Origin of the sequence: Actinophytocola sp., from assembly GCF_036402745.1 — a bacterium.
In the GTDB taxonomy this organism is placed as follows: domain Bacteria; phylum Actinomycetota; class Actinomycetes; order Mycobacteriales; family Pseudonocardiaceae; genus Actinophytocola.
The window spans coordinates 1-25,538 of sequence record NZ_DASWSJ010000155.1 but is presented as its reverse complement, the minus strand read 5'-3'; the positions used below and the strand labels follow the sequence as shown (position 1 = coordinate 25,538).

At 71.6% G+C, this 25,538-nt stretch carries 21 protein-coding genes and 1 pseudogene; 11 read left to right on the top strand and 11 right to left on the bottom strand.

The features are described 5' to 3' along the window. From VGD70_RS15360 to VGD70_RS15350, 3 genes and pseudogenes are all read left to right on the top strand, one after another. A pseudogene (locus VGD70_RS15360) lies at window positions 1-141 on the top strand (cytochrome P450); the annotation flags it as partial. Window positions 142-201: 60 nt separating this feature from the next. Next, window positions 202-1,410, top strand: a complete 1,209-nt coding sequence (locus tag VGD70_RS15355) for a cytochrome P450 (protein ID WP_331082127.1) — start codon at window positions 202-204, stop codon at window positions 1,408-1,410. Window positions 1,411-1,420: 10 nt separating this feature from the next. After that, complete coding sequence (locus VGD70_RS15350; protein WP_331082126.1) at window positions 1,421-2,491, top strand: quinone oxidoreductase family protein; 1,071 nt, start codon at window positions 1,421-1,423, stop codon at window positions 2,489-2,491. Here VGD70_RS15350 and VGD70_RS15345 read toward each other — a convergent pair. Next, the gene (locus tag VGD70_RS15345; RefSeq protein WP_331082125.1) at window positions 2,478-2,921 is read right to left on the bottom strand and encodes a cupin domain-containing protein; all 444 of its coding nucleotides are present in this window, start codon (window positions 2,919-2,921) and stop codon (window positions 2,478-2,480) included. The two genes, VGD70_RS15350 and VGD70_RS15345, sit on opposite strands and share 14 nt — an antisense overlap. A gap of 195 nt (window positions 2,922-3,116) precedes the next feature. Between VGD70_RS15345 and VGD70_RS15340 the strand changes: the two genes are divergently transcribed. From VGD70_RS15340 to shc, 3 genes are all read left to right on the top strand, one after another. Further along, on the top strand, window positions 3,117-4,328 hold the full coding sequence (locus VGD70_RS15340; RefSeq protein ID WP_331082124.1) for an isochorismate synthase: 1,212 nt from the start codon (window positions 3,117-3,119) through the stop codon (window positions 4,326-4,328). Then, window positions 4,325-5,338, top strand: coding sequence for a polyprenyl synthetase family protein (locus VGD70_RS15335; RefSeq protein WP_331082123.1), 1,014 nt, complete (start codon window positions 4,325-4,327; stop codon window positions 5,336-5,338). Before VGD70_RS15340 ends, VGD70_RS15335 begins: the two co-directional genes overlap by 4 nt. A gap of 139 nt (window positions 5,339-5,477) precedes the next feature. Beyond that, window positions 5,478-7,409, top strand: coding sequence for a squalene--hopene cyclase (gene shc / locus VGD70_RS15330; protein ID WP_331082122.1), 1,932 nt, complete (start codon window positions 5,478-5,480; stop codon window positions 7,407-7,409). Here shc and VGD70_RS15325 read toward each other — a convergent pair. Next, window positions 7,364-7,903 carry a PPOX class F420-dependent oxidoreductase gene (locus VGD70_RS15325; RefSeq protein ID WP_331082121.1) on the bottom strand — a complete coding sequence of 180 codons (540 nt, stop codon included), beginning with the start codon at window positions 7,901-7,903 and terminating at the stop codon, window positions 7,364-7,366. The genes shc and VGD70_RS15325 overlap by 46 nt on opposite strands. Before the next feature lie 77 nt (window positions 7,904-7,980). Here VGD70_RS15325 and VGD70_RS15320 point away from each other — a divergent pair, with 77 nt between their 5' ends. Together VGD70_RS15320 and VGD70_RS15315 are read left to right on the top strand one after the other, a co-directional pair. Next, window positions 7,981-8,682, top strand: coding sequence for a methyltransferase domain-containing protein (locus VGD70_RS15320; protein WP_331082120.1), 702 nt, complete (start codon window positions 7,981-7,983; stop codon window positions 8,680-8,682). Window positions 8,683-8,693: 11 nt separating this feature from the next. Beyond that, the gene (locus VGD70_RS15315; RefSeq protein ID WP_331082119.1) at window positions 8,694-9,599 is read left to right on the top strand and encodes a prenyltransferase; all 906 of its coding nucleotides are present in this window, start codon (window positions 8,694-8,696) and stop codon (window positions 9,597-9,599) included. A 79-nt stretch (window positions 9,600-9,678) separates the two neighbouring features. Here the strand turns inward: VGD70_RS15315 and VGD70_RS15310 are convergent, their stop codons facing one another. The 5 genes from VGD70_RS15310 to VGD70_RS15290 all read right to left on the bottom strand — a co-directional run bounded on the left by VGD70_RS15310 (window position 9,679) and on the right by VGD70_RS15290 (window position 15,164). Then, entirely contained in the window at window positions 9,679-10,257 is a 579-nt protein-coding gene (locus VGD70_RS15310) for a maleylpyruvate isomerase N-terminal domain-containing protein (RefSeq protein ID WP_331082118.1), read from the bottom strand. Between the two features lie 391 nt (window positions 10,258-10,648). After that, window positions 10,649-11,152, bottom strand: coding sequence for an aromatic-ring-hydroxylating dioxygenase subunit beta (locus tag VGD70_RS15305; protein ID WP_331082117.1), 504 nt, complete (start codon window positions 11,150-11,152; stop codon window positions 10,649-10,651). Next, window positions 11,149-12,411, bottom strand: coding sequence for an aromatic ring-hydroxylating oxygenase subunit alpha (locus VGD70_RS15300; RefSeq protein ID WP_331082116.1), 1,263 nt, complete (start codon window positions 12,409-12,411; stop codon window positions 11,149-11,151). Before VGD70_RS15300 ends, VGD70_RS15305 begins: the two co-directional genes overlap by 4 nt. 136 nt (window positions 12,412-12,547) lie before the next feature. Then, window positions 12,548-13,435, bottom strand: a complete 888-nt coding sequence (locus VGD70_RS15295; RefSeq protein ID WP_331082115.1) for a TIGR03854 family LLM class F420-dependent oxidoreductase — start codon at window positions 13,433-13,435, stop codon at window positions 12,548-12,550. A 1-nt stretch (window position 13,436) separates the two neighbouring features. Continuing rightward, window positions 13,437-15,164 (bottom strand): L-lactate permease, encoded by a 1,728-nt coding sequence (locus VGD70_RS15290; protein WP_331082114.1) that lies wholly within the window; start codon window positions 15,162-15,164, stop codon window positions 13,437-13,439. A 348-nt stretch (window positions 15,165-15,512) separates the two neighbouring features. On the opposite strand from VGD70_RS15290, the gene VGD70_RS15285 reads away from it, so the two are divergent. After that, a complete protein-coding gene (locus VGD70_RS15285) occupies window positions 15,513-16,922 on the top strand; it encodes a purine-cytosine permease family protein (protein ID WP_331082113.1) in 1,410 nt (469 codons plus the stop codon). Window positions 16,923-16,954: 32 nt separating this feature from the next. On the opposite strand, the gene VGD70_RS15280 is transcribed toward VGD70_RS15285, so the two are convergent. The 3 genes from VGD70_RS15280 to VGD70_RS15270 all read right to left on the bottom strand — a co-directional run bounded on the left by VGD70_RS15280 (window position 16,955) and on the right by VGD70_RS15270 (window position 23,110). Further along, window positions 16,955-17,407 carry an Hsp20/alpha crystallin family protein gene (locus VGD70_RS15280; RefSeq protein WP_331082112.1) on the bottom strand — a complete coding sequence of 151 codons (453 nt, stop codon included), beginning with the start codon at window positions 17,405-17,407 and terminating at the stop codon, window positions 16,955-16,957. A gap of 148 nt (window positions 17,408-17,555) precedes the next feature. Next, the gene (locus tag VGD70_RS15275) at window positions 17,556-19,151 is read right to left on the bottom strand and encodes a flavin monoamine oxidase family protein (RefSeq protein WP_331082111.1); all 1,596 of its coding nucleotides are present in this window, start codon (window positions 19,149-19,151) and stop codon (window positions 17,556-17,558) included. 209 nt (window positions 19,152-19,360) lie between these two features. Continuing rightward, the gene (locus tag VGD70_RS15270; protein WP_331082110.1) at window positions 19,361-23,110 is read right to left on the bottom strand and encodes a S8 family serine peptidase; all 3,750 of its coding nucleotides are present in this window, start codon (window positions 23,108-23,110) and stop codon (window positions 19,361-19,363) included. A 197-nt stretch (window positions 23,111-23,307) separates the two neighbouring features. Between VGD70_RS15270 and VGD70_RS15265 the strand changes: the two genes are divergently transcribed. Both VGD70_RS15265 and VGD70_RS15260 read left to right on the top strand, forming a co-directional pair. Continuing rightward, window positions 23,308-24,318 (top strand): LuxR C-terminal-related transcriptional regulator, encoded by a 1,011-nt coding sequence (locus tag VGD70_RS15265; RefSeq protein WP_331082109.1) that lies wholly within the window; start codon window positions 23,308-23,310, stop codon window positions 24,316-24,318. Then, entirely contained in the window at window positions 24,305-25,291 is a 987-nt protein-coding gene (locus VGD70_RS15260) for a LuxR C-terminal-related transcriptional regulator (protein WP_331082108.1), read from the top strand. Before VGD70_RS15265 ends, VGD70_RS15260 begins: the two co-directional genes overlap by 14 nt. A gap of 25 nt (window positions 25,292-25,316) precedes the next feature. Here the strand turns inward: VGD70_RS15260 and VGD70_RS15255 are convergent. Continuing rightward, window positions 25,317-25,538 (bottom strand): zinc-binding dehydrogenase (locus VGD70_RS15255; RefSeq protein ID WP_331082107.1); only part of this gene is annotated, 222 nt, incomplete at its 5' end.

Here is a 25,538-nt window from a genome sequence, read left to right as displayed (position 1 = left end):
GCGCGCACCGAGCTGCAGGTGTCGCTCGAGCTCCTGCTGGACCGGTTGCCCACGCTCGAGCTGGCGGTGCCGGTGGAGAAGCTGCGCGCACACGAAGGACTGCTCGTCGGTGGCCTGGAGGAAGTGCCGGTCCGCTGGTAGTCGCAACACAGGCCGCAACACAGGCCCGAAACACAGGCCCGAAACAGTCAGGGAGCCCTGGTGGATACTGTCTCCGCGCCGGAAGGTTGTCCGGCATTTCCCCCCGCCCGCCGTCACGCCTACGAGCACCCGGAGCTGTACTACGAGTTCCAGGACCACGAGCCGGCCGCGAAGGTGACGTTGCCGACCGGTGACGTGGTGCGGCTGATCACCCGGTTCGAGGACGCGAAGCAGATCCTCATCGACCGGGAGAACATCTACAGCCGCAAGCTCCTCTGCGAGCCGGACGCGCCGTGGTTCTCCACGCTGCGGCCCCCGCCGGGCATGCTGACCACCAGCGACCCGCCGGAGAACACGCGTCTGCGCAGGCTCGCCGCGGGCTGCTTCACCGCCCGCAAGGTCAAGGCCATGGAGCCGCGGATGCAGGCGGTCACCGACCGGCTGCTGGACGCCATGGAGGACATGACCCCGCCGGTCAACCTCGTGGAGACGCTGTCGCTGCCGGTGCCGATCGCGATGATCTGCCAGCTGCTCGGTGTGCCGCCGGACGGTGAGGCGCTGGTGCACGACTGGTGCAACTCGCTGCTCACGATCACCGCCGACTCGCCGGAAGAGCTGATGGCGCAGCAGATGAAGATGGCGGGCTACATCCTCGAGCTGGCCGAGGTGAAGCGCAAGGAGCCGTCCGACGACCTGATGGGCAGCCTCGTCGCGGCGATGGACGAGGGCAAGCTCGACGACGGCGAGCTGATCATGCTGATCATGTTCCTCTGCATCGCCGGCCACGAGACCACGCTCAGCATGATCAACGGCGCGGTGGTGACGCTGCTCGACAACCCCGAGCACAAGCAGCGGTTCATGACCGATCCGTCCTGTGTGGACGCCTACGTCGAGGAGCTGATCCGGGTCAACCCCATCGGCGACGGCGGGCCGCTGGCCATCGTGACCAAGGACGTGGAGATCGGCGGCACGAAGATCGCCGCGGGCGAGGCGGTGCTCGTCCCGGTCGGCGCGGCGAACCGGGACCACCGGCGCTACGAGAACCCGGGGGCGTTCATGCCCGAGCGCGACAACCGCGACCACCTCGGGTTCGGCGGCGGGGCACACTCCTGCCTCGGCGCGCCGCTCGCGCGGCTCGAGCTGCGGATCGCCCTCACGTCGCTGTTCAAGCGCTTCCCGACGCTGCGGCTGGCCGTGGACCGGGAGGAGCTGCAGCTCAAGCCGACCATGTCGCTGCACACCCTGCACACGCTCCCGATGACCTGGTAGCGGGTGCGCCGTGACGATTCCAGTGACGATCCCGGCCGAGATGACCGCCGTGGTGTTACCCGGGTTCGGCGGGCCGGAGGTGCTCACGACCGGCCGGCTGCCGGTGCCGGAGCCGCAGGCTGGTGAGGTGCTCGTCCGGGTCCGCGCGGTCTCGGTCGGGCGCACGCTCGACCTGGCGACCCGGGCCGGCCGGCGGCCCTTCGCGAACGCGGTGCGCCTCCCGCACCTGCTCGGCGCCGATCACGTCGGCGAGGTCGTCGCGGTCGGCGCCGAGGTTCGCGAGGTGTCGCCGGGGGAGCGCGTCGCGGTGTTCCCGGTGCTCAGCTGCGGCCGGTGTGCCGCGTGCGACCAGGGCCTCCAGGAGCGCTGCGGCGGGCTGGAGCTGCTCGGGGTGCACCGGCCGGGCGCGTACGCCCAGTTCTGCGCCGTGCCGCAGAGTGCCGTCGCGCGGGTGCCCGAGGGGATCTCCGACCGGCAGGCGTGCGCGCTCGCGCTCAACGGCGCCGTGGCGCACCGCCAGCTGGAGGTCGCCGACGTGGGTGCGGGTGACTGGCTGCTGGTGCCCGCCGCGGGCGGCGCGCTCGGCTCCGCGGTGGTGGCCATGGCCGTGCACCGGGGCGTTCGGGTGATCGCCGGCACGCGGCGGCCCTGGAAGCACGACCGGCTGCTCCAGCTCGGCGCCGAGCTGGTCCTCGACACGTCGGACGCGGAGTTCGCGGCGCAGGTGGTGGCGGCCACCGGCGGCGCCGGCGTGTATGCGGTGGTGGACAACGTGGTCGACGCGCCGGTCTGGCGCGACCTCGGGCAGGTGCTCGCGACCGGCGGCACGGTGGTGTGTTCCGGCGCGCTCGACGACGCGCGGATCGAGCTCGACCTGCGGGCGATGTACCTGCGCAGCCAGTCGATCAGGACCGTGCGCACGGCCCGGACCGCGGACGTCGAGGCGACCTGGAAGGAGGTCGTGACCGGGCTGCGGGTGCCGGTGGACGAGGCGCGGTTCACGCTGACGAGCGCGGTCGAGGCGCACCGGCGGCTCGAGTCCGACGACAGCTTCGGCCGGGTCGTGCTCACCGTGGAGTGAGCTTGCCGTCCGGCCGCAGCATCCCGTACTTGTCGAACAGCAACCCGGCCGCTTCCGGGGTGAGCGCCCCGGAAGCGGCGAGGTTGTGGGCCTCGACGAACCATCCCTCGGGGCCGGCCGGGTGGAACATCGTGAGGTGCCGGCCGCCGTCCGGGCCGGCGGTGAGCTGGTGCAGCTCACCCCGCGGAACCTTCACGATGTCACCGGCCACGCAGACGAAGGCCTCGTCGCCGCACCGGAACTCGTAGGACCCGTCGAGCACGTAGAAGTACTCGTCCTCGTTCACGTGGATATGGGCGTCCGGACCGGACAGTGGTTTCATGGCCATTTCGAGAAGGGCGAACCCTTTGCCGGTGTCCTCGGGGCCGAGCCGGATGCTGCCGTCCAGGAAAGGCAGTGAGAAATGCGTGGCCGCCAATTTCTTGCCCATGCGCGGAACGCTACACGGGAATTCCGGAAACCGTGCCACAGCTCGACCGGTTCTTGAGTTTCCGGACCGTCGGCGAACTACGATATCCCTGTGACGGCAAGCGGTTTAATCCACGCGACACCCCGGCTGAGGGTGTCCAGCCGGCCCGTCCAGATCAATTCGGACTTGTGCGGCGAAATTCCCGTCCCGGATCAGGTGAGCGCTTGGCTGCGCGGCGATTCCGGCATGGTCGGCTGGGGTAGTGCGGCGTATTTGTCGCCGGCCGGCCGTGGCCGGTTCGGGCAGGCCGACGACTGGTGGCGCGAGATCTGCGCCACCGCCGAGATCGACGACCGGGTCGGCTTGGCCGGCAGCGGCCTGGTGGCGTTCGCGAGCTTCGCGTTCGCGGACCGGCCGGGCCTGTCGAGCATCGTCGTGCCCGAGATGATCCTCGGCCGCTCGGCCGGCGGCGCCTGGTTGACCACCGTGCGGCCCGAGGGCCGCCCGCCCGGCGTGCGGCAGGTCGAACGCGTGCGCTCGCCCGGCACGGTGCGGTTCGGCGGCGGCGCGGTGTCCGCGGACCGGTACCGCGAGCTCGTCCGGGCCGCGGTGCGGCGGATCGAGGCCGGCGAGGTCGCCAAGGTCGTGCTCGCCCGCGACCAGCTCGCGACCGCGGAGCGCGACATCGACCCCCGGTACCTGCTGCGCCGCCTCACGTCGGCGAACCGCGACTGCTGGACGTTCTGCGTGCAGGGCCTCGTCGGCTCGACGCCGGAGATGTTGCTGCGGCGGACGGGTGACCGGATCTTCTCGCGGGTGCTCGCCGGGACCAGCTTTCCCGGCCGCTGGCCCGCCGGCGCCCCGGCCGAGCTGTCCGGGTCGAGCAAGGACCGGTCCGAGCACACCTACGCCGTCCAGTCCGTCCTGAATGGACTCGCGCCGTTCACCAGCCGGCTGGAGGCGCCCGAGCGGCCGGCGGTGCTGGACCTGCCCACCGTCACCCACCTCGCCACCGACGTGCACGGCGAGCTCACCGAGGACGCGCCTTCCTTGCTGGCCATGGTCGAGGCGCTGCACCCGTCGGCGGCGGTCGGCGGCACCCCGACCGAGGCGGCCCTGGATCTCATCGGCCGGCTCGAGCCGCGGGACCGCGGCCGCTACGCCGGCCCGGTCGGCTGGGTCGACGCGGCCGGCGACGGCGAGTTCGGCATCGCGCTGCGCTGCGGTCAGCTGGACGGGCCGCGGGCCCGGCTGTTCGCGGGCTGCGGCGTGGTGGCCCGGTCCGATCCGGACCTCGAGGCGGCCGAGGCCGGCGCCAAGTTCCGCACGTTCAGCGACGCACTGTGCGCGCACCCGTCAACCGAGCACCTGTCAACCGAGCACCCGTCAACCATGGCAGCGGAAACACAGACCAGGGGGTCAGGATGACCGCGACGGCAACGCACTTCCCTTACCTCGCCGACGATCTGGCGCGGGTCCGCAAGGTGCTCGTGGCCACCGTCCGGGTCGGCGAGCAGCGCATCAACGAGCCGTGCGGCACCCTCGTCCGCACCAACGGCAGGCTGTTCCGCCCGACCCTCGTGCTCACCTCCGCCTACCCGTTCGCGTCCGGCGGGCCGGCGAGCGAGCGGGTGGTGAACGCGGCCGCGGTCGTCGAGCTGCTGCACGTCGCGACGCTCTACCACGACGACCTGTGCGACGAGGCCGCCAGCCGGCGCGGGCTCCCGACCGTCAACGCGGTCTACGGCGACTCGATCGCGCTGCTGTGCGGCGACCACCTCCTCGCCTGCTGCGTGGAGCTGCTGGCCGGGCTCGTCCCGGAGGCCGTGCTGCTGTTCGCCGAGACCCTCAAGGCGTTGTGCAACGGGCAGTTCATGGAGACCGTCGAGGGCGGTGACCTCGCGCGGGGCGAGGAGGCGTACTTCGAGTCCATCGCGGGCAAGACCGCCAAGCTGATGTCGGCCAGCGCGGAGATCGGCGCCATGCAGGCCGGCGCCGGTGCGCGGGAGCAGAAGGTCATGGCCAGCTACGGCCACCACCTCGGCGTCGCGTTCCAGATCTGGGACGACCTGCTCGACCTGTGGTCCGCGGTCGACACCGGCAAGCCCCGCTTCGGCGACCTGCGCAACGGGGTCTACACCCTCCCCGTGATCTACGGCCTGCAGCGCCGGCCGGCCGAGCTCACCGAGCTGCTCGCGGCGCAGCCGCTGACCGACGGCGGGTGCGCGGAGATCCTGGCCCTGCTCGACGAGACCGACGCCAGGCAGCGCGCGCTCGGCGCCGCCCGCGAGCACGTCGGCGCGGCGCTCGGCTCGCTCGCCGAGCTCGGGGACCTCGCCGCGGACGTGTCGCCCCGGCTGCTCGGCGTGGCCCGCGAGCTGATGCCCGAGGTGGAGCAACTGCTCGCGGCGGTGCTGAGCGAGGACGGTGGCCGGTGAGCGGAGCTTGCGGAGCGAACCATCAAACCCAGGGCGGAGCTCCCGGAGCGAACCTTGAGACCCAGGGCGGAGCTTGCGGAGCGAACCATCGAACACAGGGCGACCGCGAGCGGCCGGGCCGAGCCTGCGAGGTGCGGTCGTGAGCCGAGCGAACCATGAGACCCAGGGCGACCGCGAGCGGACGCTCCAGCGCGCGACCACCTGGCTGCTCGACGAGCAGAACGAGGCGGGCTGGTGGTGGGGTCACATGTACACCAACGTGACCCTCGACGCGGAGGACCTGTGGCTGCGTGAGCTGTACGGCACCAGGACGCCCGAGCTCACCGAGGCGGTCGCGCACTGGATCCGCGACGAGCAGCGCGACGACGGCACCTGGGCCACCTTTCCGGGCGGCCCGGGGGAGCTGTCCACCACCATCGAGGCCTACCTCACGCTGCGGCTGGCCGGCGACAGCCCGGACGCGCCGCACATGGCGAAGGCGGCGGCGTTCTGCCGGGACAGCGGCGGTGTCGAGCAGAGCCGCATGGCCACCCGCATCTGGCTGGCGGTCTTCGGGTTGTGGCCGTGGGAGGACCTGCCGGTCCTGCCCCCGGAGATCATGCTGGTCCCCCCGCGCGCGACGCTCGCCGTGCCGTCGTTCTCCGGCTGGTCGCGGATCGCGCTGATCCCGCTGGCGATCGCCAGGGCGCGGCGGCCGGTGCACCCCCTGCCGTTCGACGTGGCCGAGCTGTGCGGCGGCGTGCCGAGGCCCGCGCCGGACCACCCCACGTTCAGCGTCGAGAACGCGTTCGTCCGGGTCAACGACCTGCTGGCGCACTACGAGCGCCGGCCGCTGAAGCGGATCAGGGCCCTGTCCCAGCGCCGGGCCGAGAACTGGATCGTCGACCACCAGGAGGTCGACGGCACCTGGCTCGGCGTCCACCTGCTCTCGGTGTTCTGCCTGCTCGGCCTGTGGGCGGCCGGGTACCCGCAGCACCATCCGGTGGTACGCAAGGCCTTCGACGGCCTGCGGCGCTTCGAGGTGTGGGACGACGGCGACGACGGCCCGCGGCGCCGGATGGAGTGCGTGACCGGGCCGGTGTGGGACACGAGCCTCGCGGTGATCGCGCTCACCGACGCCGGCGTCGACCCGGGCCACCCGGCGCTGCGCACGGCCGCGAGCTGGCTGCTGGGCGAGGAGGTGAGCAACCGCGGGGACTGGACGCTGCGCCGCCCCGGGCTCGCCGCCAGTGGCTGGTCGTTCTCCTTCGACAACGACATCTTCCCCGACTGCGACGACACGTCGACCGTCGTCGCGGCGCTGCGCCGGGTGGCCGGCGCGTCCCCGGCGGACCGGGCGGCCCTCGACGGCGCGTGCGGTCGCGGTTCCGGCTGGCTGGTCGGCATGCAGTCCAGGAACGGCGGCTGGGCCTCCTACGACGCCGACAACAACTCGGCGATCGTCGGCAAGCTCCCGTTCTGCGACTTCGGCGAGGCGACCGACCCGCCGTCGGCCGACGTCACCGCGCACGTCCTCGAGGCGCTGGCCGGGGAGCTGCCGGCCGGCCATCCCACCCTGCGCCGGGGTGCTGAGTGGCTGCTGCGCGAGCAGGAGCACGACGGCGCCTGGTTCGGCCGGTGGGGCGCGAACTACGTCTACGGGACCAGCGCCGCGATCGTCGCGCTCACCGCGATCGGCGTCCCCGCCGACGCCCGGGCGGTCGCCCGGGGGCTGGAGTGGCTATGCCAGCACCAGAACGACGACGGAGGCTGGGGCGAGGACCTCCGCTCGTACCACGACGAGCGCTGGCGCGGGCGCGGTGTCTCGACGCCGTCGCAGACCGCGTGGGTGCTCATGGCCTGCCACGCCGCGGGCTACCCGGTCGAGGACGAGCGCGTGCGGCGGGGCATCGACTGGCTGGTCGGCAACCAGCGCCCGGACGGCACGTGGGCCGAGGACGTCTACACCGGCACCGGCTTCCCCGGTGACTTCTACATGGGCTACCCCATGTACCGCCAGATCTTCCCCACGATGGCGCTGGGCCGCTACCTCGCCGGTGCGGGCCGATCGTCGACCGTGATGGCGACGTAGCACATGTCCACCCGGAGCAGATCCTGCAACACGGCGCAGAACGCGCGGACGGGCCCGTGTGCCCGGCGCAGCGCGGCCTCGGCCACGTGCTCCTCCTCCGGCCCGAGCACCCGGGCGCGGCCCGGCACCGGTGCGGCCAGCGGCTCCCCGCGCACGCTGCACGGCGCCAGCAGCACCGAGTCGTTGTTGCGTAGGCGCTTGATCTTGCCCGACGCCCGCTGGGTCCGCGCGTACATCATCCCGTCCGCGACCGCGGCCCAGACCGGTGTCGCCACCCGGACGCCGGTGCGGCGCAGCGTGACGAGCACCGTATGCCGGCCCTTGCCGGTGCGCGGGTCGCGAGCGGTGGCCGCGGGGAGCGCGTCCAGCTGCTCGATGATCGCGGCGGACGGCCGGCTCAGCCGGTCGGCGATGCGGCCGCCGGGAAGCTTGCGGCCCGCGACCGGGCGGGTCCACCGACGTGCGCCGCGCGTGGAACTGGCTTCGCCACTCATGTCCGCCAATTCTCCCTATCGATGGCCGTCCCACGCTCGAGCCGGGCTCGAAGTGTCCACAATGGTTGGAGTTGTCCATGCGTAACGATCCGCGGCAGTACGACGAGCTCGCCGGTCAGTGGTGGGATCCCCGCGGGCATTTCGTCTCGCTCAGCTGGATCGCCAAGGCCAGGGCGGCGCAGGTCCCGCGCGCGCCCCGGCCCGGTGCGGTGCTGGTGGACGTCGCGTGCGGGGGTGGCCTGCTGCACCCGCACCTCGAGGGCAAGGGCTACACCCACATCGGCGTCGACCTGTCCCAGGAGGGGCCGAAGGTGGCCCGCAGCCACGGGGTCGACCACGTGGTGCGCGGCGACATCAACCGCATCCCGCTCGCCGACGGGTGCGCGGACGTCGTCGTGGCCGGGCAGTGCCTCGAGCACGTCGAGGACCCGTACGCGGTCGCGATCGAGTGCTGCCGGATTCTCAAGCCCGGCGGCAAGTTCGTGCTCGACACCATCGCCGACACGTTGCTGGCGCGGCTGTTCATCATCACGGTCAGCGAGAACCTGCCGCTGCCGGGGATGGCGCCCAAGGGCTGCCACGACCACAAGCTGTTCGTGAACCCGGACCGGCTCGCGCGGGCGTGCGAGACCGCCGGGGTGCCGATGAAGCTGCGCGGGCTGTTCCCCCACATCTCCGATTTCCTGCCGTGGTTCCTGCGCCTGCGGCCGGACGTGCGCATGCGGCCGGTGCGGGCAACGAACGTGCTCTACCAAGCGGTCGGCACGAAGGTCGCGTGAAAGGGACTGCCATGAGCGAGAAGACATCCGTCGCCACCCGTCCCACCGGCACCGTCCAGGCCTGGGTGCAGGCGGCCGGGCCGCCGTTGATCCTGGTGATCGTGCTGCAGGCCGGGTACGGGCTCACCATCGCCGACCAGCTCGCCCCGCTCTCGCCGGTCCGGGTGGCGCTCACGCTGGCCCTGTTCGTGCTGGACGCCATCGGCCGGCGGCTCATCAACGACTACGAGGACCACCGCCGCGGCCTGGACACCCCCGGCACGGTCCGGCCGGACAGCTCCCTGGCGCTGGGCCTGGACATGCGGACGGTCCGGCTCGTCGGGATGACCTGTTTCGCGCTCGCCTGGGCGCTGGCCGCATACCTCGCGCTCACGATCCAGCCGTGGATCCTGCTGCTCGCCGTCGGCTGTTATGCGGCGTACTTCGCCTACGCCGGCGGGCCGCGCCCGCTCGGCCACCGCGGGCTGGGCGAGCTGATCGACTTCGTCGTCACGGGCACGTCGGTCACGCTTCTGGTGGTGCTGGCCAACGTCGGCCGGGTCGACCTCGACGGCTTCCTCGCCGCGCTGGGCCCGGGCTTCCTGTTCTGCGCGCTGATGTTGCACAACAACGCCCGCGACGTGCCCAAGGACTCGGCGGCCGGCAAGATCACGCTGCCGAAGCTCGTCGGGCTGGTCCCGACCAAGGTGATCTACGTGACCGCGGTGACCGGGTTCTACGTCGTCGTCGCGGTGGTGGCGCTGCGGTGGGGCTCGCCGTGGATGCTGGCGCCGCTGCTGACCCTGCCGTGGGCCGCGTCCGTGGCGATCGCCGTGGCCCGCGCCCACGAGCTCGGCGAGTCGATGATCTCGTGGAGCCGCCTGTACTTCGTGATGATCGCCAACTTCGCGCTGTTCACCCTGGGGGGCCTGCTCTGAGCGGTCGGCCAGCAGCGCTCGGGCCAGCAGCGCTCGGGCCAGCAGCGCTCGGGTCCAGCTGCGGTCAGGCCAGTAGCGGTCAGGCCAGCAGCGGGAACCCGGGCAGGTCCGCCCGCCCGGTCGCCGCCTCCACGAAGGCGACCGGGCCGGCGATCCCCACGAGCACGTCGGCGACCCGGTCCACGGCGGCCGGGTCCGGGCCGGGGCCTGGCACGGCATCGCGCAGGTCGAGCAGGTGGACGGTGGCCTCGACGAGCCGGGTGAGCAGGTAGTCGGGCAGCGCGATCGTGCCCGCCAGGGTCGTGATCGTCACCGCGCCGGCGGCCTCGGCCTCGGCCAGCACCCGCGGCCCGTCCTCGGCGAGCCAGCCGACGATCCGCGCGGGCTCGGCGGCGGCGGCCTGCCGCGCGGCGGCGTCGACCGACCGGGCCGCTTCCTCCCGCACGGCACGGAAGCTGGCGAAGTACGCGGCGGCCGAGCGCCGCTCCGGCTCGGCGTCCGACGGCTCCCGGAGCACCCCGGCGAGCACCCCGGCCGACCTGGCGACGTGCGCGTAGAGCGTGCGGACGTCCCACCCGGTGAGGCGGGTGGGACGCGCCCACTCGTCCTCGGCCAGCTTCGCGCCCAGCACCGCCCAGTCCTGCCAGGACTGTCGCAAGAGGACGATGTCACCCGCGGTGCCGCTTGCCCTGCCATACGCAGCGTTGATGGTTCGCTCCTGTGCTGAATTGTTCGCTCCTGCGCTACTCACCGTCTTCCCTCCTCCCGTGCTCGGCGCTGACGCGCCTGCGCGCCCTGTGTTGGATTGTTCGCTTCGCTCCTCCGCTACTCGCCGTCTTCCTCCGTGCGATGCTCGGCGCTGGCGCGCCTGCGCTTCTCCTACGTCCAGACGGCGAACGCTCCGTCGCTCCCGCTCACGGTCCAGACGGCGAACGCTCCGTCGCTCCCGCTCACGGGTCCAGACGGCGAACGCTCCGGCGCTCTCGCTCACTGTCCAGACGGCGAACGCTCCGGCGCTCCCGCTCACGGTGCTGGATTGTTCGCTTCGCTCACAGGGGGTACACCATCGAGTTCGTGATCAGGGAGCCGTCGTAGACGGCCGTCTTCTCGGCGAACCGCAGCCGGCCGCCGGTCGCGGTCAGCCGGTCCTCGTAGACGCCGCTCGCGTAGAGCGTGGTCTGCTCGCCCTCGAGCGACTGGGTGACCACGAACGACGCGGTGGCCTGGTAGTCCGGGCCGCCCTCCGTCGACCTGGTCACCCGCAGCCCGGACACGACGTGCCGCATGATCCGGGCGCCGTAGACGGACACCTCGTTGATCGCGTGGACCCGGTCGCGCAGGCCCGGCACGCCCTCGCACCGCATCAGCGCCAGCGGCAGCCCCGCCCGCTGGTTCTCCGCCGACATCACCCGGTAGAGACAGGTGTCCTCGAACAGGTGGATCCAGTCGTCGAGCCGCCGCGTGTCGAGCAGCTCCGTGTAGTCGGTGTAGAGCTGGTACGCCTGCCACCACTCGTCGAGCGTGACGCCGGTGGCGACCTGTGTCGTGGTCACCAGCCCATCACCTTCCTGTAGTGGACGTAGAACGCCCGCACCGCGGCCTCGGTGACCATGTGCTCCTCGTTCCCGACCCCGCGCCCGCCCATCTCGACGACGCCGGTCGCCTCGGGCGCGCTCAGGAGCCCCTTCTGGTGCAGGTCGAGGACCTCCCAGTCGTCCACACCGATGAGCCCGGCCGGCCCTTGCAGGTTGGCCTGCCGCAGCCGCCGCAGCGTCATCTCCTCGTCGTCGTCGGCGTAGCCGAAGTACGTCCAGTGCAGGTCGGTGACGCCGGCCGACCGGGGTGCCATGTGCCGCATCGCGAGCGTGTTGGTCTGCTGCTGCACCATGACGTTGGGCCACAGCGTGTGCATCACGACGGTGTCCTCGTCGGGGAACTCCTTGGCCGGCTGCAGCATCGTCGTGTCGTTGAGCACCAGGCGCTCGTCGAACGTCTTGATCTGCGCGGTCACCTCGTTGGCCGTGCGCTGCCCGCGCCGCGACACGAGCGCGGCGTGCTGGCCGGTGTCGTCCATCACCACCCGCGACGGCTGGTCGGCCCGGAACAGGCCGAGGCTCACGAGGAAGACGTGCAGCAGGCTCGCGTGGTACGGGTCCTTGATGTTCTCGAAGACCAGCTTCCAGTTCGCCGGGATCCGCTGCCGCTGGTAGCCGATGACCCGCAGCTCGCGCCCGTCGAAGACCCGGTCGAAGTAGTGGATCATGTCGGGGCCGAACGACTCCGCCAGCGTCGGCGGGTCCTGGGCGGCGCTGGCGAAGATCACCCCGTTGCGTTCGGTCGTCCGGAACGTCGTCAGGTTGTGGTCGGACAGCTGGAAGTCCGCCGGCATGCCGCCGTTGCCCCGGACCCCGCGCTTGAAGGAGACGCCGGTCAGCCGGCCCTCGAGGTCGAACGACCACTGGTGGTACGGGCACACGAAGGTCTTGGCGTTGCCGCGTTCCTCCATGCAGAAGGCCATGCCGCGATGCGAGCACCGGTTGGCCACGACGCTGACGCCGCCGGACCTCGTCCGCGCGACGACGACCTGCTGGCTCCCCACCCAGGACCGCACGAAGTCCCCGCGGGCCGGGATCTCCGCCGACAGCGCGACGTAGTTCCAGAACGGCCCGCCGAAGATCTCCCGTTGCTCGCGCTCGAAGACCCGCTCGTCGGTGTAGACCCAGTGCGGTATTCGCGAGGCGTCGGCGCTGGGCCAGGACCGCCCCAGCGGTCCGGCAGGATGCCCGTTCGTCGTGGTTTCGGCTGCACGCATCACAGCTCCAGTTCGCTCCGGAGGACCTGCTCGCGAGAAACCTATGGGAAAACTTGAGACAACTGTCAGCGCCACGAGACCCCGCCGACCAGCCCTCGAGCGGTCGCCGAGCGCCGGGGGCGGCCGGCTCCCGCGCTCAGTTCTGCAGCGGCAGCAGCTCGGTGACGAAACCCTCCACGAACGCCTCGAAAGGCATGGCCGCGTCGGCAGGCCGGACGACGAACTTGCTGAGCCCGGCTTCGACGTAGCGCTCGATGAGCCGCCGGGTGCCCGCCCACCCGGTGCCGACGAGCTCGGCGGGATCGACGTCCGGGCGGCGCGCGCGGGCGATCGCGGCGAGCCCGTCCGGGATCGCGCCGGTGGCCATGGCGACCGAGACGCCGAAGTGGTCGTCCTCGATCTCCCGGCCCGCCTCGGCGGCCGCGGCCTGGATCGCGTCCCGACCGCGACGTGCCTGGTCGGGCGTGATGAAGCTGCCCAGCCACCCGTCGGCGAGCCGGCCGACCCGGCGTAGCGCGGCGGGTGCGCTGCCGCCCAGCCAGATGTCGAGCGGCTTGGCCGGCAGCGGCCCGATGCGTGCGTCGTCGACGGCGAAGAACTCGCCGTGGAAGGTGACGGTCTCCTGCTCCAGGAGCAGGCGAACGAGCCGCACGGACTCGTCGAACACGGCGGCCCGGCGCCCGGCCGGCACCTCGAACAGGTCCCGTTCCCGGTCGCGCGCCGGGCGCAGCCCGAAGACCGGGAGCACCCGCCGGGGTGCCAGCCCGGCGAGGGAGGCCAGCTGCTTGGCGACCAGTACCGGATGCCGGCCGGGCAGCACCGCCACCCCGGTGCCCACCTTCAGCCGGGTGGTTCTGGACAGCGCGTGGGCCATCCCGATGAACGGGTCCACCTGAGGCGAGTACACGACCTCGGACAACCACAGCGAGTCGACGCCGAGGCTCTCCAGCTGGTCGACCACGCCGCCGAAGTCGGCGGGCCCAGCAGCCGGCCCGAGGCCGACGCCGATCCGGATCTTCACCACGTCAGTGTGGTCCGACCACCATCCAGTCGAGGACCGGGGTGCTCTGCAGGTACACGAGCACGCACATGAACAGCACGAACACGAGGCTCCAGCCGAGCACGCGGCGGAACAGGTCGCCCTCGCGGCCGTGGATGCCGACCACCGACGCGGCGATCGCCAGGTTCTGCGGGGAGATCATCTTGCCGAGCACGCCGCCGGAGGAGTTCGCGGCGGCCATCAGGGTGGGGGACAGGCCGGCCTGCTGCGCCGCGGTGATCTGGAGGACGCCGAACAGCGAGTTCGACGACGTGTCCGAGCCCGTGACGGCGACCCCGAGCCAGCCGAGGAGCGGGGAGAAGAAGGCGAACAGGCCACCGGCGCCGGCCACCCAGAGACCGAGCGTGGTGGTCTGGCCGGACTGGTTCATGATGAAGCCGAGCGCGAGCACCAGCATCACCGTCAGGACCGCGAACTTGAGCTGGTCGAGGGTGCGCCCGTAGACGCGGAGGGCGCGGCCGGGCCGGACGCGGAGCAGCAGCATGGTCAGCAGGCCGGACAGGAGCAGCAGCGTGCCGGCGGCGGACAGGTAGTTGAGCTTGAACGTCGTCGCGACGGTTTTGCCTGCCGCGTTGAAGACGTGCAACCCCGGCCAGTTGATGATGTGGGTGACCGACTCGAGCCCGGTACCCGTGGCGCCTGGCTTGGTCGGCGGGACGCCGGTGATCGCCGGGACCCGGGTCGCCAGCACGAAGACCACGATGATCAGGAGGTACGGGGCGTAGGCGCGGAAGACGTCCGCCCGTGAGTCACGCTGCTCGGTGTCGGCGCGGACGCGGGTCTGCACGGCCGCGTCGCGGTCCGCGTCCGCGGTGGGCCGCGAGCCGGCCGGGGTGTCGTCCGGGTCGGCGGCGGCTGCCTCGGTCTCGGTGTAGGTCTCCTTGGCGTGCCACACCCTGGTGAAGATCAGGACCGCCAGCGCGGACGCGAGCGCCGCGACGATGTCGGCGAGCGGGACGGACCAGTAGTTCGACGACAGGAACTGGAAGATCGCGAACACGACGCCGCACAGCACGGCCGGCGGCCACATCTGCCGCACGCCGCGCTTGCCGTCCACGATGAACACGAGCGCCAGCGGGACGAACAGCGCGAGCAGCGGGGTCTGCCGGCCGACCATGGCGCCGAGGTCGTCCACCGGCAGCGACGTGATGCCGGCAAGCGTGGTGATCGGGACCGCGAGCGCGCCGAAGGCCACCGGCGCCGTGTTGGCGACCAGCGCGATGGCTGCGGCCTTCATCGGCCGGAAGCCCAGCGCGATGAGCATGACCGCACTGATGGCGACCGGCGTGCCGAAGCCGGCCAGCGCCTCCATCAGCGCCCCGAAGCAGAACGCGATGATGATCGCCTGCACGCGCTGGTCGTCGCTGATGGACGCGAAGGAGCGGCGCAGCACGTCGAAGTGCCCGGTGTCCACCGTGAGGTTGTAGATCCAGATCGCGTTGATCACGATCCACATGATCGGGAAGAAGCCGAACGCCGCGCCGAGCAAACCGGCGTTGAGCGTGTCCCCGATCGGCATCGAGTAGACGGCGACGGCGACGGCGACCGAGATCAACGACGCGAGCCAGGCTCGCATTCGGACCGCACCGAGGAGCAGGAACAGCACGAGCAGAGGCAGAATCGCGAGGAGCGACGAGAGCCCGAGCGAGTCGCCCACCGGGCTGTAGTCCTGGTGGAAGTCGGCGAGCAGCATCAATGACCCCTTTCTACGACGACGGAGAGCTGGGGTTCACGGCATGGGCGAGCATCCGGTCGGCGCGAAGAGCCGTCGGGAACGCCGAACGGCGGCTCTTTCGCGTCTTGGCAGGGACATCCGGTGAGGCGATCTTACTTTCCCGTGCCGATCTTTTCGAGACCGATGAATCTTCGACGAGTGCCGGATTGCTGGTGATAGCTGCCGTTCTGTCCCATTCGACCAACTGGTCGTCCGCGTCGTGCGGGCCGGAGCCGCGACATAAGCTCCACCTGACGGACAAACTGTGGAAACACAGTGGACCTAACGTCGGGCGGCGGCTTACGCCCAGGCGGAAGGCAGGTAGTCATGGCAACCACCGACAGCCACCCGGTGACACCGCTGGAGCAGCTGGCGCCCGGCGAGTACCGCGACAAGATCATCGCCGTTGAACCGGGTGGGATCGAGCCGATTCCCGACGCCGACAAGCACGGCCGGCCGCTGCAACTCCTGTGGACGTGGGCCTCGCCGAACCTCGAGTTCGCGACCGTCTTCGTCGGGGTGCTCGCCGTCTTCGCGTTCGGGCTCACGTTCTGGCAGGCGGTGGCCGCGCTCGTGCTCGGCAACCTGCTCGGCTCGCTCACCCACGCCGTCCTCTCCGCCCGCGGGCCGCTGTTCGGCGTGCCGCAGATGGTGCTGTCCCGCCTCGGCTTCGGGTACTGGGGCAACCTGCTGCCCGCCGGCATCAACGCGATCATGGCCGGGATCGGGTGGTTCGCGGTCAACAGCGTCAGCGGCGCGTTCGCGCTGGGCTCGCTGACCCACCTGCCGGTCCTGCTGTGCCTGATCGTCATCGTGGTGGTGCAGCTGGCGGTGGCCTTCTTCGGGCACAACCTGGTGCACGCCTTCGAGCGGTACGTGCTGCCGTTGCTCGCGGTGGTCTTCGCGGTGGCGACGGTGATCGTGCTGACCAAGGCCCAACCGGCGGCCGCGACCGGCGGCGGCGGGATCGGCGGCTTCCTGCTCACCGCGAGCGCGGCCTTCGGCTACGCCGCGGGCTGGAACCCTTACGCGGCCGACTACACCCGGTACCTGCCGGCCACGGTCAGCCGCCGCGCCGCCGGCGTGTTCGCCGGGCTCGGCGTGTTCATCTCCTGCACCGTCCTGGAGATCGCCGGCGCCGCCTCGGTGACCGCGGGGGCCGACTACACCAGCAACCCGACCACCGCCTTCACCGGCGAGCTGCCGCCGGTGCTGTCCCACCTGACGCTGCTGTGCATCGCGCTCGGCGCGGTCGCGGCCAACGCGATCAACATCTACTCCGGCTCGCTGTCGTTCCTGTCCCTCAACATCCGGCTGTCCCTGGCCTGGCGGCGGGCGATCGTGGCGCTCGGCTTCGGGTCGATCGGCTTCGTGCTCGCCTGGACCGGGCTCGACGACGCCGGGCACGCCTACGAGAACTTCCTGCTGATCATCGCCTACTGGGTCGCCCCGTGGCTGGCCGTGGTGCTCCTCGACCAGCTGCTCTACCGCGGCCGGGACGACGCGCCGCTGCTCGCCGACCCGTCCTTCCGCAACTGGGCCGGCCCGATCGCGATGCTCGTCGGCATGGTCGTGTCCGTCGCGTTGTTCTCCAACCAGCAGCTCTACACCGGGCCGGTTCCCAAGGCCGTGCCCGAGGTCGGCGATCTCGCGCCGGTGGTCGGCTTCGTCCTGGCCGGGGTGCTGTACCTGGCACTCCGCCCGTTGCGTCCGCGGCTCGCCCGCTCAGGCGGGTAGCCGGGACAGCACCCCGGGGGCGACGCGTGAGGTCAGCTCCGGACCTCGATCTTGCGGGGCTTGGCCGCCTCCGCCTTGGGGATGCGCAGGGTGAGCACCCCGTCGGACAGGTTCGCCTCGATGTTGTCGGCGTCGACGTCGCGGGGCAGGCTCGTGCGGAACTCGAACTCGCCGACCCGGCGGGTCCGCTTGCGGAACAGGCCCTGGCGCTCGGTCTCCTTCATCTCACCCGTCACCGTGAGCTCGTTGCCCACGACCTCGACGGTGAGGTCCTCGGCCCTCACCCCGGGGACCTCGACCTCGACGATGAAGGCGTCGTCGGTCTCGCTCACGTCGGCCAGCGGCGTCCACCCCGGGGCCGTACCGGAACCGGGTCCGAATGCCGAGTCCCACAACCGGCCCATCTGGGTGTACAGATCCTCGAACTCTCGCGACGGATCCCACCGGGCGAGCGGGCGGTTCTGGCGCTCTGCAGGCAGTGCCATTGCATTTCCCTTCCCATCCGAGTGTGTGTCGATCCGGTGCGGTTACCCCGTCGGCCGGGCCATACGCACCCGGCCCAGCCGAAACTTTCGGGGGCCGCGGCGGCTCGTTCGGCGGGCGGGCCCACGGCCACCGGGACAACGTGATCGTCTACCCGCCCGCCAGCACGCGCTGGTGGAGGTTGGTGACGGCATAGCGGGCGGAGTCGATCGCACCCGCCTGCCACGCGATGAAGTAGCTGAGCCAGTCGCCTGCGAAGTACACCCGCCCGGCCGGCTGGTTCAGCAGCGCGTACTGGCCGCTGGTCCGCGACGGCCAGCCCACCCAGCCGCCCTCGATGTACGGAACCCGGTGCCACGCAACGGAGAACGCGCTCGCGAGCTCGCCGCGGTACTTCTCGCCATGGATCTTCACGCCCTGCGCGAGCGCCCGTTTCGTTCGTTCGGCGGGGGACAGCGCGCCGTAGGTCCTCGCGTTGGTCCCGGTGTTGTAGTAGCCGACGACCACACCCCGGTCGCCGTGGAACCCGTAGGAGGGGTACCAGACATGGGAGAGGTCGAGGTCGGTCTCCGTGATGCCGCCGTAGATCCGGTCGTCCTGCTCCCACCAGCGGCGGCGGTACTCCAGGCCGATCTTGCCGACCGGGGTGACGGTGGGGAAGCGCAGCGCGGCGGCGACGGCGGGGTCCAGGTTGGTCGGGATGCGGGCCATGACGTGCGGCGGCAGCGCGGCGACGCAGAAGTCCGCCCGCAGCAGGATCTCCTTGCCGCGCTTGTCCTTGTAGACGACCTCGACGCCGTCCGGCCCGTCGGTGAGCTTGGTGACCGCGGCGTTCAGCTTCACCGTGCCGGTGCCGATCGCGCGGTACAGCGCGGTGGGAATGGCGTCCATCCCGCCGACCGGCTGCATCATGGTCATCGCCTGGTCGTAGCCGAACTCGAAGGAGAAGTACCGGCCGACCTGGCTCGCGAGCACGTCGGTCAGCGCCGGCGGCGGGCCGAGCACCACGCCGGCCTGGTCGGCGGCGCCCGGCTCGACCGTGTAGCCGCGCCGGTCGGTGCCGGTGTAGGCGAAACCGTCGGCGCGGCTGCCGATCGAGCCGAAGCCGGACAGGAACGTCAGCAGCCGGTCCTTGTCCTCAGTGGACAGCCGCTGGTCCAGCGAGCCCTGGTCGAGGGCCTTGGCCAGCAGTTCGGAGACGTAGCCGTAGACATCGGCCTTGGCCGTGCGGTACTGCTGCGGGGCGAGGCCGCTCTGCTCGTTGTAGATGAGCGCGTTGGCGTTCTGGTTGATGAAGGGCTCCACCGGGACACCGAGCTCGCGGCAGTAGTCGAGGGTGATGTGCGACTGGGGCAGCCGGGCCGGGCCGGCGTTGAGGTACTGGCCGCGGCTGAACCGCGCGGTCTGGGCGTTGCCGTCGAGGTCGGTCTGGGTGGTGCCGCCGCGGACGGTCCAGTTGCGGCCACCGACCCGGTCCTTGGCCTCGAGGACGGTGCAGTCGTAGCCCGCCTTGCCGAGCTCGTAGGCCGTGACGAGGCCGGCCATGCCGGCGCCGAGGACGACGACCTTCCTGCCGCGCTTGCCGGCGGCGAGGTCGCCGGGCTTGGGCGGGGAGTACGCGGGCGTGGCGAGTGCCTCCGGAGAGGCGACGAGTCCGAGTGCCCGCATGGACTCGAACATCACTCCCGCGCCGCCGGCGACACCGATGGATCGCAGCAGGGTGCGGCGCGTCACGCTGGGGATCATGAAGGCTCCTGTCCGGTCCGGGGGATCAGCAGGAGCCAGCCTTGTTCACGTTTCAACCGCCTACCGTGACGGCGGGATGTCCTACTCGTTACTACGCCACGGAAACCGTTAGCATTCAGGTAACCCGTTCGCCCGCAAGGGATTCCGCGCACCGGAAGGTGGTGGGCGGAGGTGCGTCGCACCCCCGCCCACCACCTCTCAGCCGATGATCACTCCGCGGGCTTCAGCCCGTACGCCCGGATGATCGTCTGGTCGATCGAGTTGCCGGCCGTGTCGGTCGCGGTCACCCGCAGGGACACCGCGCCGCTCGTGCTGGCGACCCGAGGGTGCTTCACCGAGGCCTCGAACGACCCGGTGCCCTCAGCGGACAGGTCGGCCTTCTGCCAGGTGCCGCCGTCGTTGTAGGACACCCACACCTTGACGGTCCGGATGGCCGGCCCGTCGACCCCGGGCACGTGTCCGGCGTGCACGGTGAAGGTGTACGTGGACCGCTCCGGGGCCTGGTTGTACCTGTCCAGGTCCAGTTCGTAGTCCACCTGCGGCAGCGCCGGACGCTCCTCGCCCCGGCGTGAGGCGAACGTCCACGTGGTGTTGGTTTCCGTGGCGTACCGCGACCACGCGTTGCTCCGCTTGCCGTTGAACACCAGCCGGTAGGTGGCCGGGTCGGCCAGCACCGGGAAGGTGCCGATCGGCGCGGCACTCGTCTGGGCCAGCAGCGTGGCGCCCGTGTAGAGCTTGGTGCTCAGCACGTCGCCGGAGGTGGCCCAGCCGTGGTGCCCGCCCGCGTCCGAGAACGGCAGGATCGCCAGCGCGAGCTCGTCGTCGGTGCGGGTGGCCTGGGTGTCCAGCAGCGCGGTCGCCCCCGGCCGGGAGACCCGGCCGAACCAGTCCTCGGACAGCGTCGTCCTCGGCTTGTACCGGGTGTACCCACTGTGGAACTCGCCGTCGAACGGGTAGTTCGACCAGGCCACGTGCCACCAGTCGGTGTCGTTGGCCGACACGTAGTACGTGCGGCGCAGCGGCCGGGGGATCTCCCTGGCGAACCCGACCGAGAACGTCGGCCACGGCCGGGAGATGTGCCGCACGTCCGTGCCGACCGCGCTCGCGTCGGCCCGGTACGCGGTGGCGATCTCCGCGGTGTTGGCCCGGTTGATGTCGTAGGTCAGCGACGCCGGCACGCGCTGAGGCTCGGGCAGCAGCAGGTCGTAGAAGTACGGGCTCACCGCCGTGCCGGACACCTGCATGGTCACCGGGCCCTGCCTGAGCAGGTCGACCAGCATCAGCCCGGGATCCTGGTCGAGGGTGAACGCGCGGATCGACACCTCACCGGGGTTGCCGGCGCCGGCCAGCAGCAGGCCGGGCCGGTTGTTGAAGATAACCGCGCCCCACGCTCCCGCGGCGGTGGCGTTGGCGACCTTCTGGGCGAAGGTGGTCTCACCCCGGGAGATCAGCGCGATCTTGCCGCGCACGTCCCGGCCGGCGTAGTCCTCGGGCTTGCCGAGTCCCACGTAGACCACCGGCAGCTTGTGCACCCCGTCCACCGGCAGCGCGTAGGACATCGGCTGCGGCTCGAGCGGGATCTTCTGCGGCTTGCTCACCTGGGCCAGCAACGGCGGCGCGACCAGGTCCCACCGGCTGTAGAACTCGAAGTAGCCCTTGGTCACCGTGCCGGTCGGCGAGGCGTAGCCCTTGCTGATCGGCGGGCTGAGGGTGAACGAGCTGTGGAAGTTCCTCTCCCCGAGATCTCGGTGGTAGGACAGGGTGAACGTGGTCGGCGCGGTCGGTTTCTGCGTGTTGAGCACGATCGGCTTCGCTGTTCGGGCGTCCAGCGTGATGGCGGTGTCGCCGGTGATCTCGAGCTGTGGCCTGCTCACCATCGCCACCTCGAGGGCGTAGACGTTCACCGCGTCCGCCGTGGCCAGGTAGCCGGCCAGGTTGTAGGTGCCCGGCCGCACCCGGAAGCTCACCGTGGAGCTGGTCTGCGAGTAGTACTTGGCCTCGAACGACCCGCCGGCCAGGCTCCACAGCTCGGCCCAGCTGATCACCGCGGCCGGCCGGCCGTCGCGGGCGATGCCGGACACGGTCAGGTTGTACATCTCCGGTTCGACGTAGGCGCCGACCGAGGTGTGCACGACGACGTCGCCGCCGGTGGCCACCAGGTACCCGCCGTACAGGTCCAGCGAGCCCGCGCCCGGGTCGACGGTGACGGTGACGTCGGCGGTCCCGCCGGCCGGCACGGTCACGCTCGGCTGGCTGACGGTGAACATCCCCGCCGGCGCCGGGCCACTCTCCTTTCCGGACAGTCGCAGCGACAGGTCGAGGGTGCGGTCGGCCTTGGTGTCGTTGCGGTAGGTCACGGTCTTGGTGACCGGCGCCTGGCCGGTCTGCGGGTAGGAGAAGTAGCCGAGGTTCAGCGTGCCGGGGCTGGCGTAGACCTGCTGGGAGTACCCGCGGGCCACGTCCAGCCGGCCGCCACCCTGCTGGTGGACGGTCTGCCCGGGCTGTGTCTTCGACGTGGAGACGAGCGTGTCCTTGAGCTGCTGCCCCGAGTAGTCCGGGAACCGCTGCGCCAGGATCGCCGCCGCACCCGCCACGTGCGGCGTCGCCATCGACGTGCCGGACAGCTGCTGGTAGTTGCCGTCCACGATCGGGCCCAGCGTGGTGCCGGTGGCCCGGGCGGCGACGATGTCCACGCCGGGCGCGGTGATGTCGGGCTTGATGCCGTAGTCGCCGAGCCGCGGACCGCGGCTGGAGAACCCGGCGAGCGCGTCCTGCTTGTCGACCGCGCCGACGGTCAGTGCCGCGTCGGCCCAGCCGGGGCTGGCGATGGTCGACTGGCCGTTGCCCAGGTTGCCGGCCGCGACCACGACGAGCATGCCGCTGGCCGCGCTGACCGCGTCCACCGCCTGCACGAGCGGGTCGTTGCCGTCGGACGGCGCGTTGGTGCCCAGGCTCATGTTGGCCACGTCCGCACCCTGCGCGGCGGCCCACTCGAGGCCGTCGATGATCCCGGCGAACTCGCCGGAGCCGCCGCTGTTGAGCACCTTGGCGTTGATCAGGCTCGCGCCGGGTGCCACGCCCTTGCGTGCGGCGGGGGAGCCCTCGCCGGTGCCGGCCACGATCGAGGCGACGTGGGTGCCGTGTCCGAAGTGGTCGAGGGTGTCGGCGTCGGTGGAGAAGTTGGCCTCGGCGACCACCTTGCCGCCGTCCAGGTCGGGGTGGGTGGCGTCGATGCCTGTGTCCAGCACGGCCACCTTCACGCCGGTGCCGTCGTAGCCGGCCGCCCAGGCCTGCGGCGCGCCCACCTGGGGCACGCTGTCGGCCAGGGTGACCGTCACGTCGCGGTTGAGCCAGATCTTGTCGACGGGGGAGGCGACGGCCGTGCTGGCCTGCCCGGTGCCGGCGAGGGCGGTCCAGAACTGGTTCGCCTTGCTCTTGTCCTCCCGCACGGACCTGGCGTTGATGCTCTCGAGGGTCAGCCCGGCCGAGGCACCCGGCGGCACGGCGGTCGCGGCGGCCCTGGCCCGGCTCGGTGTGTACTGGACGATCAGCGGGATCGTCGTGGTGTGCGCGTCGTCGTGCCCGGCGGCGACCAGCGCGCTGACGTTGAACAGCTCCTCGTCGAGCTTGCCGGCCGCGATCAGCGCCATCGCGTCGCTGGGCACCACGTAGAGCGCGTCGCCGACCTTGCGGGTGGCGTAGCTGACGCTCGACCGGTCGGTGGCCGGCCGCACGGTGGCCGTGGCGTCGCCGTTGGACATGACCCGCAGGTCGACCACGTCGCTGGTGAGGAGGGTGATGGTGTGCTGGGAGACCACCGTCGGCGCCGCGGCGGGTCGCGCGGGTTGGGCGGCCGCCGGTGGCGCGACCGCGAACGCCGAGGCCAGCGCGACGACCAGGGCTAAGGCAGCGGATCTGGCGGTTCTTCGGGAGCGGGCCTTTGTGGACCGTCTTGTCATCTGCTCCTCCATGGCTGAGACAGGGTTGCCACACGGACCGGCAGCTGTCGGATGCGCGCCGGAACCGGCGAATAGGGGAGAGGGGGTTGATGGCGACTCGACCTTGACACGAGCGCGGCGCATTCCGGAAGGCGTCACACCGTCCTATTCACGACAGTGGCGTGAAACGGCCAGGTAGGGCGTGCGATCATCGGTCCGTGCTGGGCGTACTCGGACTGTCGCAGTCCGAACAGGACCTCTACGAGCAGCTGGTGGGCTCGGCCCCGCTGACGGTGGCCGAACTGGACGGTCGGCTGGCCGCGTGCGGCTGCGCCGGGCCCGCCGCCGCGCTGCTGGCCCGGCTGCACGAGCTCGGCCTGGTGTCCATGGAGGACGGCGAGCCGCCGCGGTGGTCGGCGATCCCGCCGAACACCTCGCTGCAGGTGCTCGTGAGCGACCGCGGCCGGGCGCTGGCCGAGGCCCGCGGCTACGTCGCCGAGCTGGTGAGCCGGTTCAGCCGGACCGGCGCGGACCGGGACCTGCCCGCCATGGTCGAGGTGATCTACGGGCGGGAGGAGATCATCCGGCGGTTCGGCGAGCTGCAGCGCGGCGCCCGGCGCCAGTTCCGCGCCTGCGACGCGCCGCCCTACCCCGCCAACGACGCCGCCCAGCTCAACACCATGGAGGTCGACCAGCTCCACGCCGGCCTGCGGTTCCGGATCCTCTACGACCGCACCGCGCTGGACATCCCCGGCCGGCTGGCCGACCTGGAGGCGGGCATCGCGGCCGGCGAGGAGGCGCGGGTGGCCGACATCCCGCTGAAGATGACCCTGTTCGACGACTCGGCCGCGATCCTGCCGCTGCGCCAGCCGCCGGACATGGAGTCGCGCCTCGTCGTCCACAACCCGGTGCTGCTGGACACCCTCGCCGCGCTGTTCGAGATGTACTGGGACCAGGCGCTGCCGCTGCACGTGCGCCAGGGCCGGGCCGAGCTGTCCGACGCCGACGACGAGCCCTCCCCGCGCGAGCGGCACCTGCTGGTCCTGCTCGTCGCCGGCCTCACCGACCAGGAGATCGCCGCGCAGCTGGGGATCAGCGACCGGACCGTGCGCAGCCGGGTGCGCGCGATGATGGGCAAGCTGGACGCGACGACCCGGTTCCAGGCCGGCTACCAGGCGGTCCTGCGCGGCTGGCTGACCACGGCGAGTCCGGCCGATGCCGTCGGATAGCCCCGGCGGCACCCCCGTGATCGGCCTGAGCGAGGTCGAGCAGGCCGCCTACGAGCTCCTGGTGGACGCCTCCCCGGCCACCTACGCCGACCTGGCCGCGCGCTGGCAGCGGCCGGAGCCGCTGGCCACGGTGCTGGCCCGGCTGGAGGAGCGCTCGCTGGTCAGCAGCATGGCCGGCGTGCCGGTCCGGTTCCGGGCCCAGGCGCCGCGGGCCGCCTTCGACGGCCTGCTGGCCGAGTTCGAGGAGGCCCTGGAGCAGGCGCGCCGGCACGTGGGCGTGCTCGAGGCCGCCTACCAGGCCCGGCCTTCCGCCCCCGAGACCACGAGGGTGGTCGAGCTGGTCACCGGGCAGCGCGTGGTGCGCCAGCGGCTGCTCCAGATCCAGAACGGTGCCCGCGAGCGCATCGACTGCCTGGCCAAGCCACCGTACTTCTTCGGTGGCGCCAGCACCGACCACGACCCCTTGCGGCGCGGGCTGTCCCACCGCACGGTGTACGACCACTCCGCCATCGAGCACCCCGGCGCACTGGCCACAGTGGAGCGTCTGATCGAGGCGGGCCAGCTGGCCCGGGTGCTCCCGGACCTGCCGGCGAGCCTCTATCTCGCCGACGCCCGGCTGGCCGTGCTGCCCCTGCAACGCGACCCCACCGCGCCGGACGCGATCATCGTCGTCCACCCGTCGGCCCTGCTGGACGCGATGATCACGCTGTTCGAGGGCCTGTGGCGGCGGGCGCTGCCCCTGCATCCCACCGCGCACACGAAGGCCGCCGCGCCCGCCGCCGCCGACCCGCAGCGGCTGATCACCCTGCTCCTGTCCGGCCTGACCGACGAGGCCATCGCCCACCAGCTGGGCCTGTCCCACCGCACGGTCCAGCGCCGGGTGGCGACCCTGATGGCCGAGCTCGGCGCGCACACGAGGTTCCAGGCAGGGATGCGCGCCGCCCTGTCCAACTCGGACCGGCCAGCCGGCTGAACGTCCACATCGGACTGTCACGCCCTCAGAAGGTCAGCACCAGGCGCCCGCGCAGGCCGCCGCCCGCGAGCCGCTCGTGCGCTTCCGCCACCGACTCCAGCGGCAGGGTCGCGGCCACCCGCAGCGTCAGCTTTCCCTGCTCCACGAGCGATACCAGCTCGGCCAGCCCGACCGCGTCGGCACGCACCCAGACGTTGGCCACCCGGACCCCACGCAGCGGCGGCGGCGCGGCACCACCGATGACGGC

What these genes read in the sequence shown, in the direction of transcription:
- VGD70_RS15325 (WP_331082121.1), bottom strand. Translation starts at nt 7,903, where the DNA reads ATGAGTGGCGAAGCCAGTTCCACGCGCGGCGCACGTCGGTGGACCCGC.
- VGD70_RS15275 (WP_331082111.1), bottom strand. Translation starts at nt 19,151, where the DNA reads ATGATCCCCAGCGTGACGCGCCGCACCCTGCTGCGATCCATCGGTGTC.
- VGD70_RS15260 (WP_331082108.1), top strand. Translation starts at nt 24,305, where the DNA reads ATGCCGTCGGATAGCCCCGGCGGCACCCCCGTGATCGGCCTGAGCGAG.
- VGD70_RS15320 (WP_331082120.1), top strand. Translation starts at nt 7,981, where the DNA reads ATGCGTAACGATCCGCGGCAGTACGACGAGCTCGCCGGTCAGTGGTGG.
- VGD70_RS15285 (WP_331082113.1), top strand. Translation starts at nt 15,513, where the DNA reads ATGGCAACCACCGACAGCCACCCGGTGACACCGCTGGAGCAGCTGGCG.
- VGD70_RS15290 (WP_331082114.1), bottom strand. Translation starts at nt 15,164, where the DNA reads ATGCTGCTCGCCGACTTCCACCAGGACTACAGCCCGGTGGGCGACTCG.
- VGD70_RS15300 (WP_331082116.1), bottom strand. Translation starts at nt 12,411, where the DNA reads ATGCGTGCAGCCGAAACCACGACGAACGGGCATCCTGCCGGACCGCTG.
- VGD70_RS15280 (WP_331082112.1), bottom strand. Translation starts at nt 17,407, where the DNA reads ATGGCACTGCCTGCAGAGCGCCAGAACCGCCCGCTCGCCCGGTGGGAT.
- VGD70_RS15315 (WP_331082119.1), top strand. Translation starts at nt 8,694, where the DNA reads ATGAGCGAGAAGACATCCGTCGCCACCCGTCCCACCGGCACCGTCCAG.
- VGD70_RS15345 (WP_331082125.1), bottom strand. Translation starts at nt 2,921, where the DNA reads ATGGGCAAGAAATTGGCGGCCACGCATTTCTCACTGCCTTTCCTGGAC.
- VGD70_RS15270 (WP_331082110.1), bottom strand. Translation starts at nt 23,110, where the DNA reads ATGACAAGACGGTCCACAAAGGCCCGCTCCCGAAGAACCGCCAGATCC.
- VGD70_RS15335 (WP_331082123.1), top strand. Translation starts at nt 4,325, where the DNA reads ATGACCGCGACGGCAACGCACTTCCCTTACCTCGCCGACGATCTGGCG.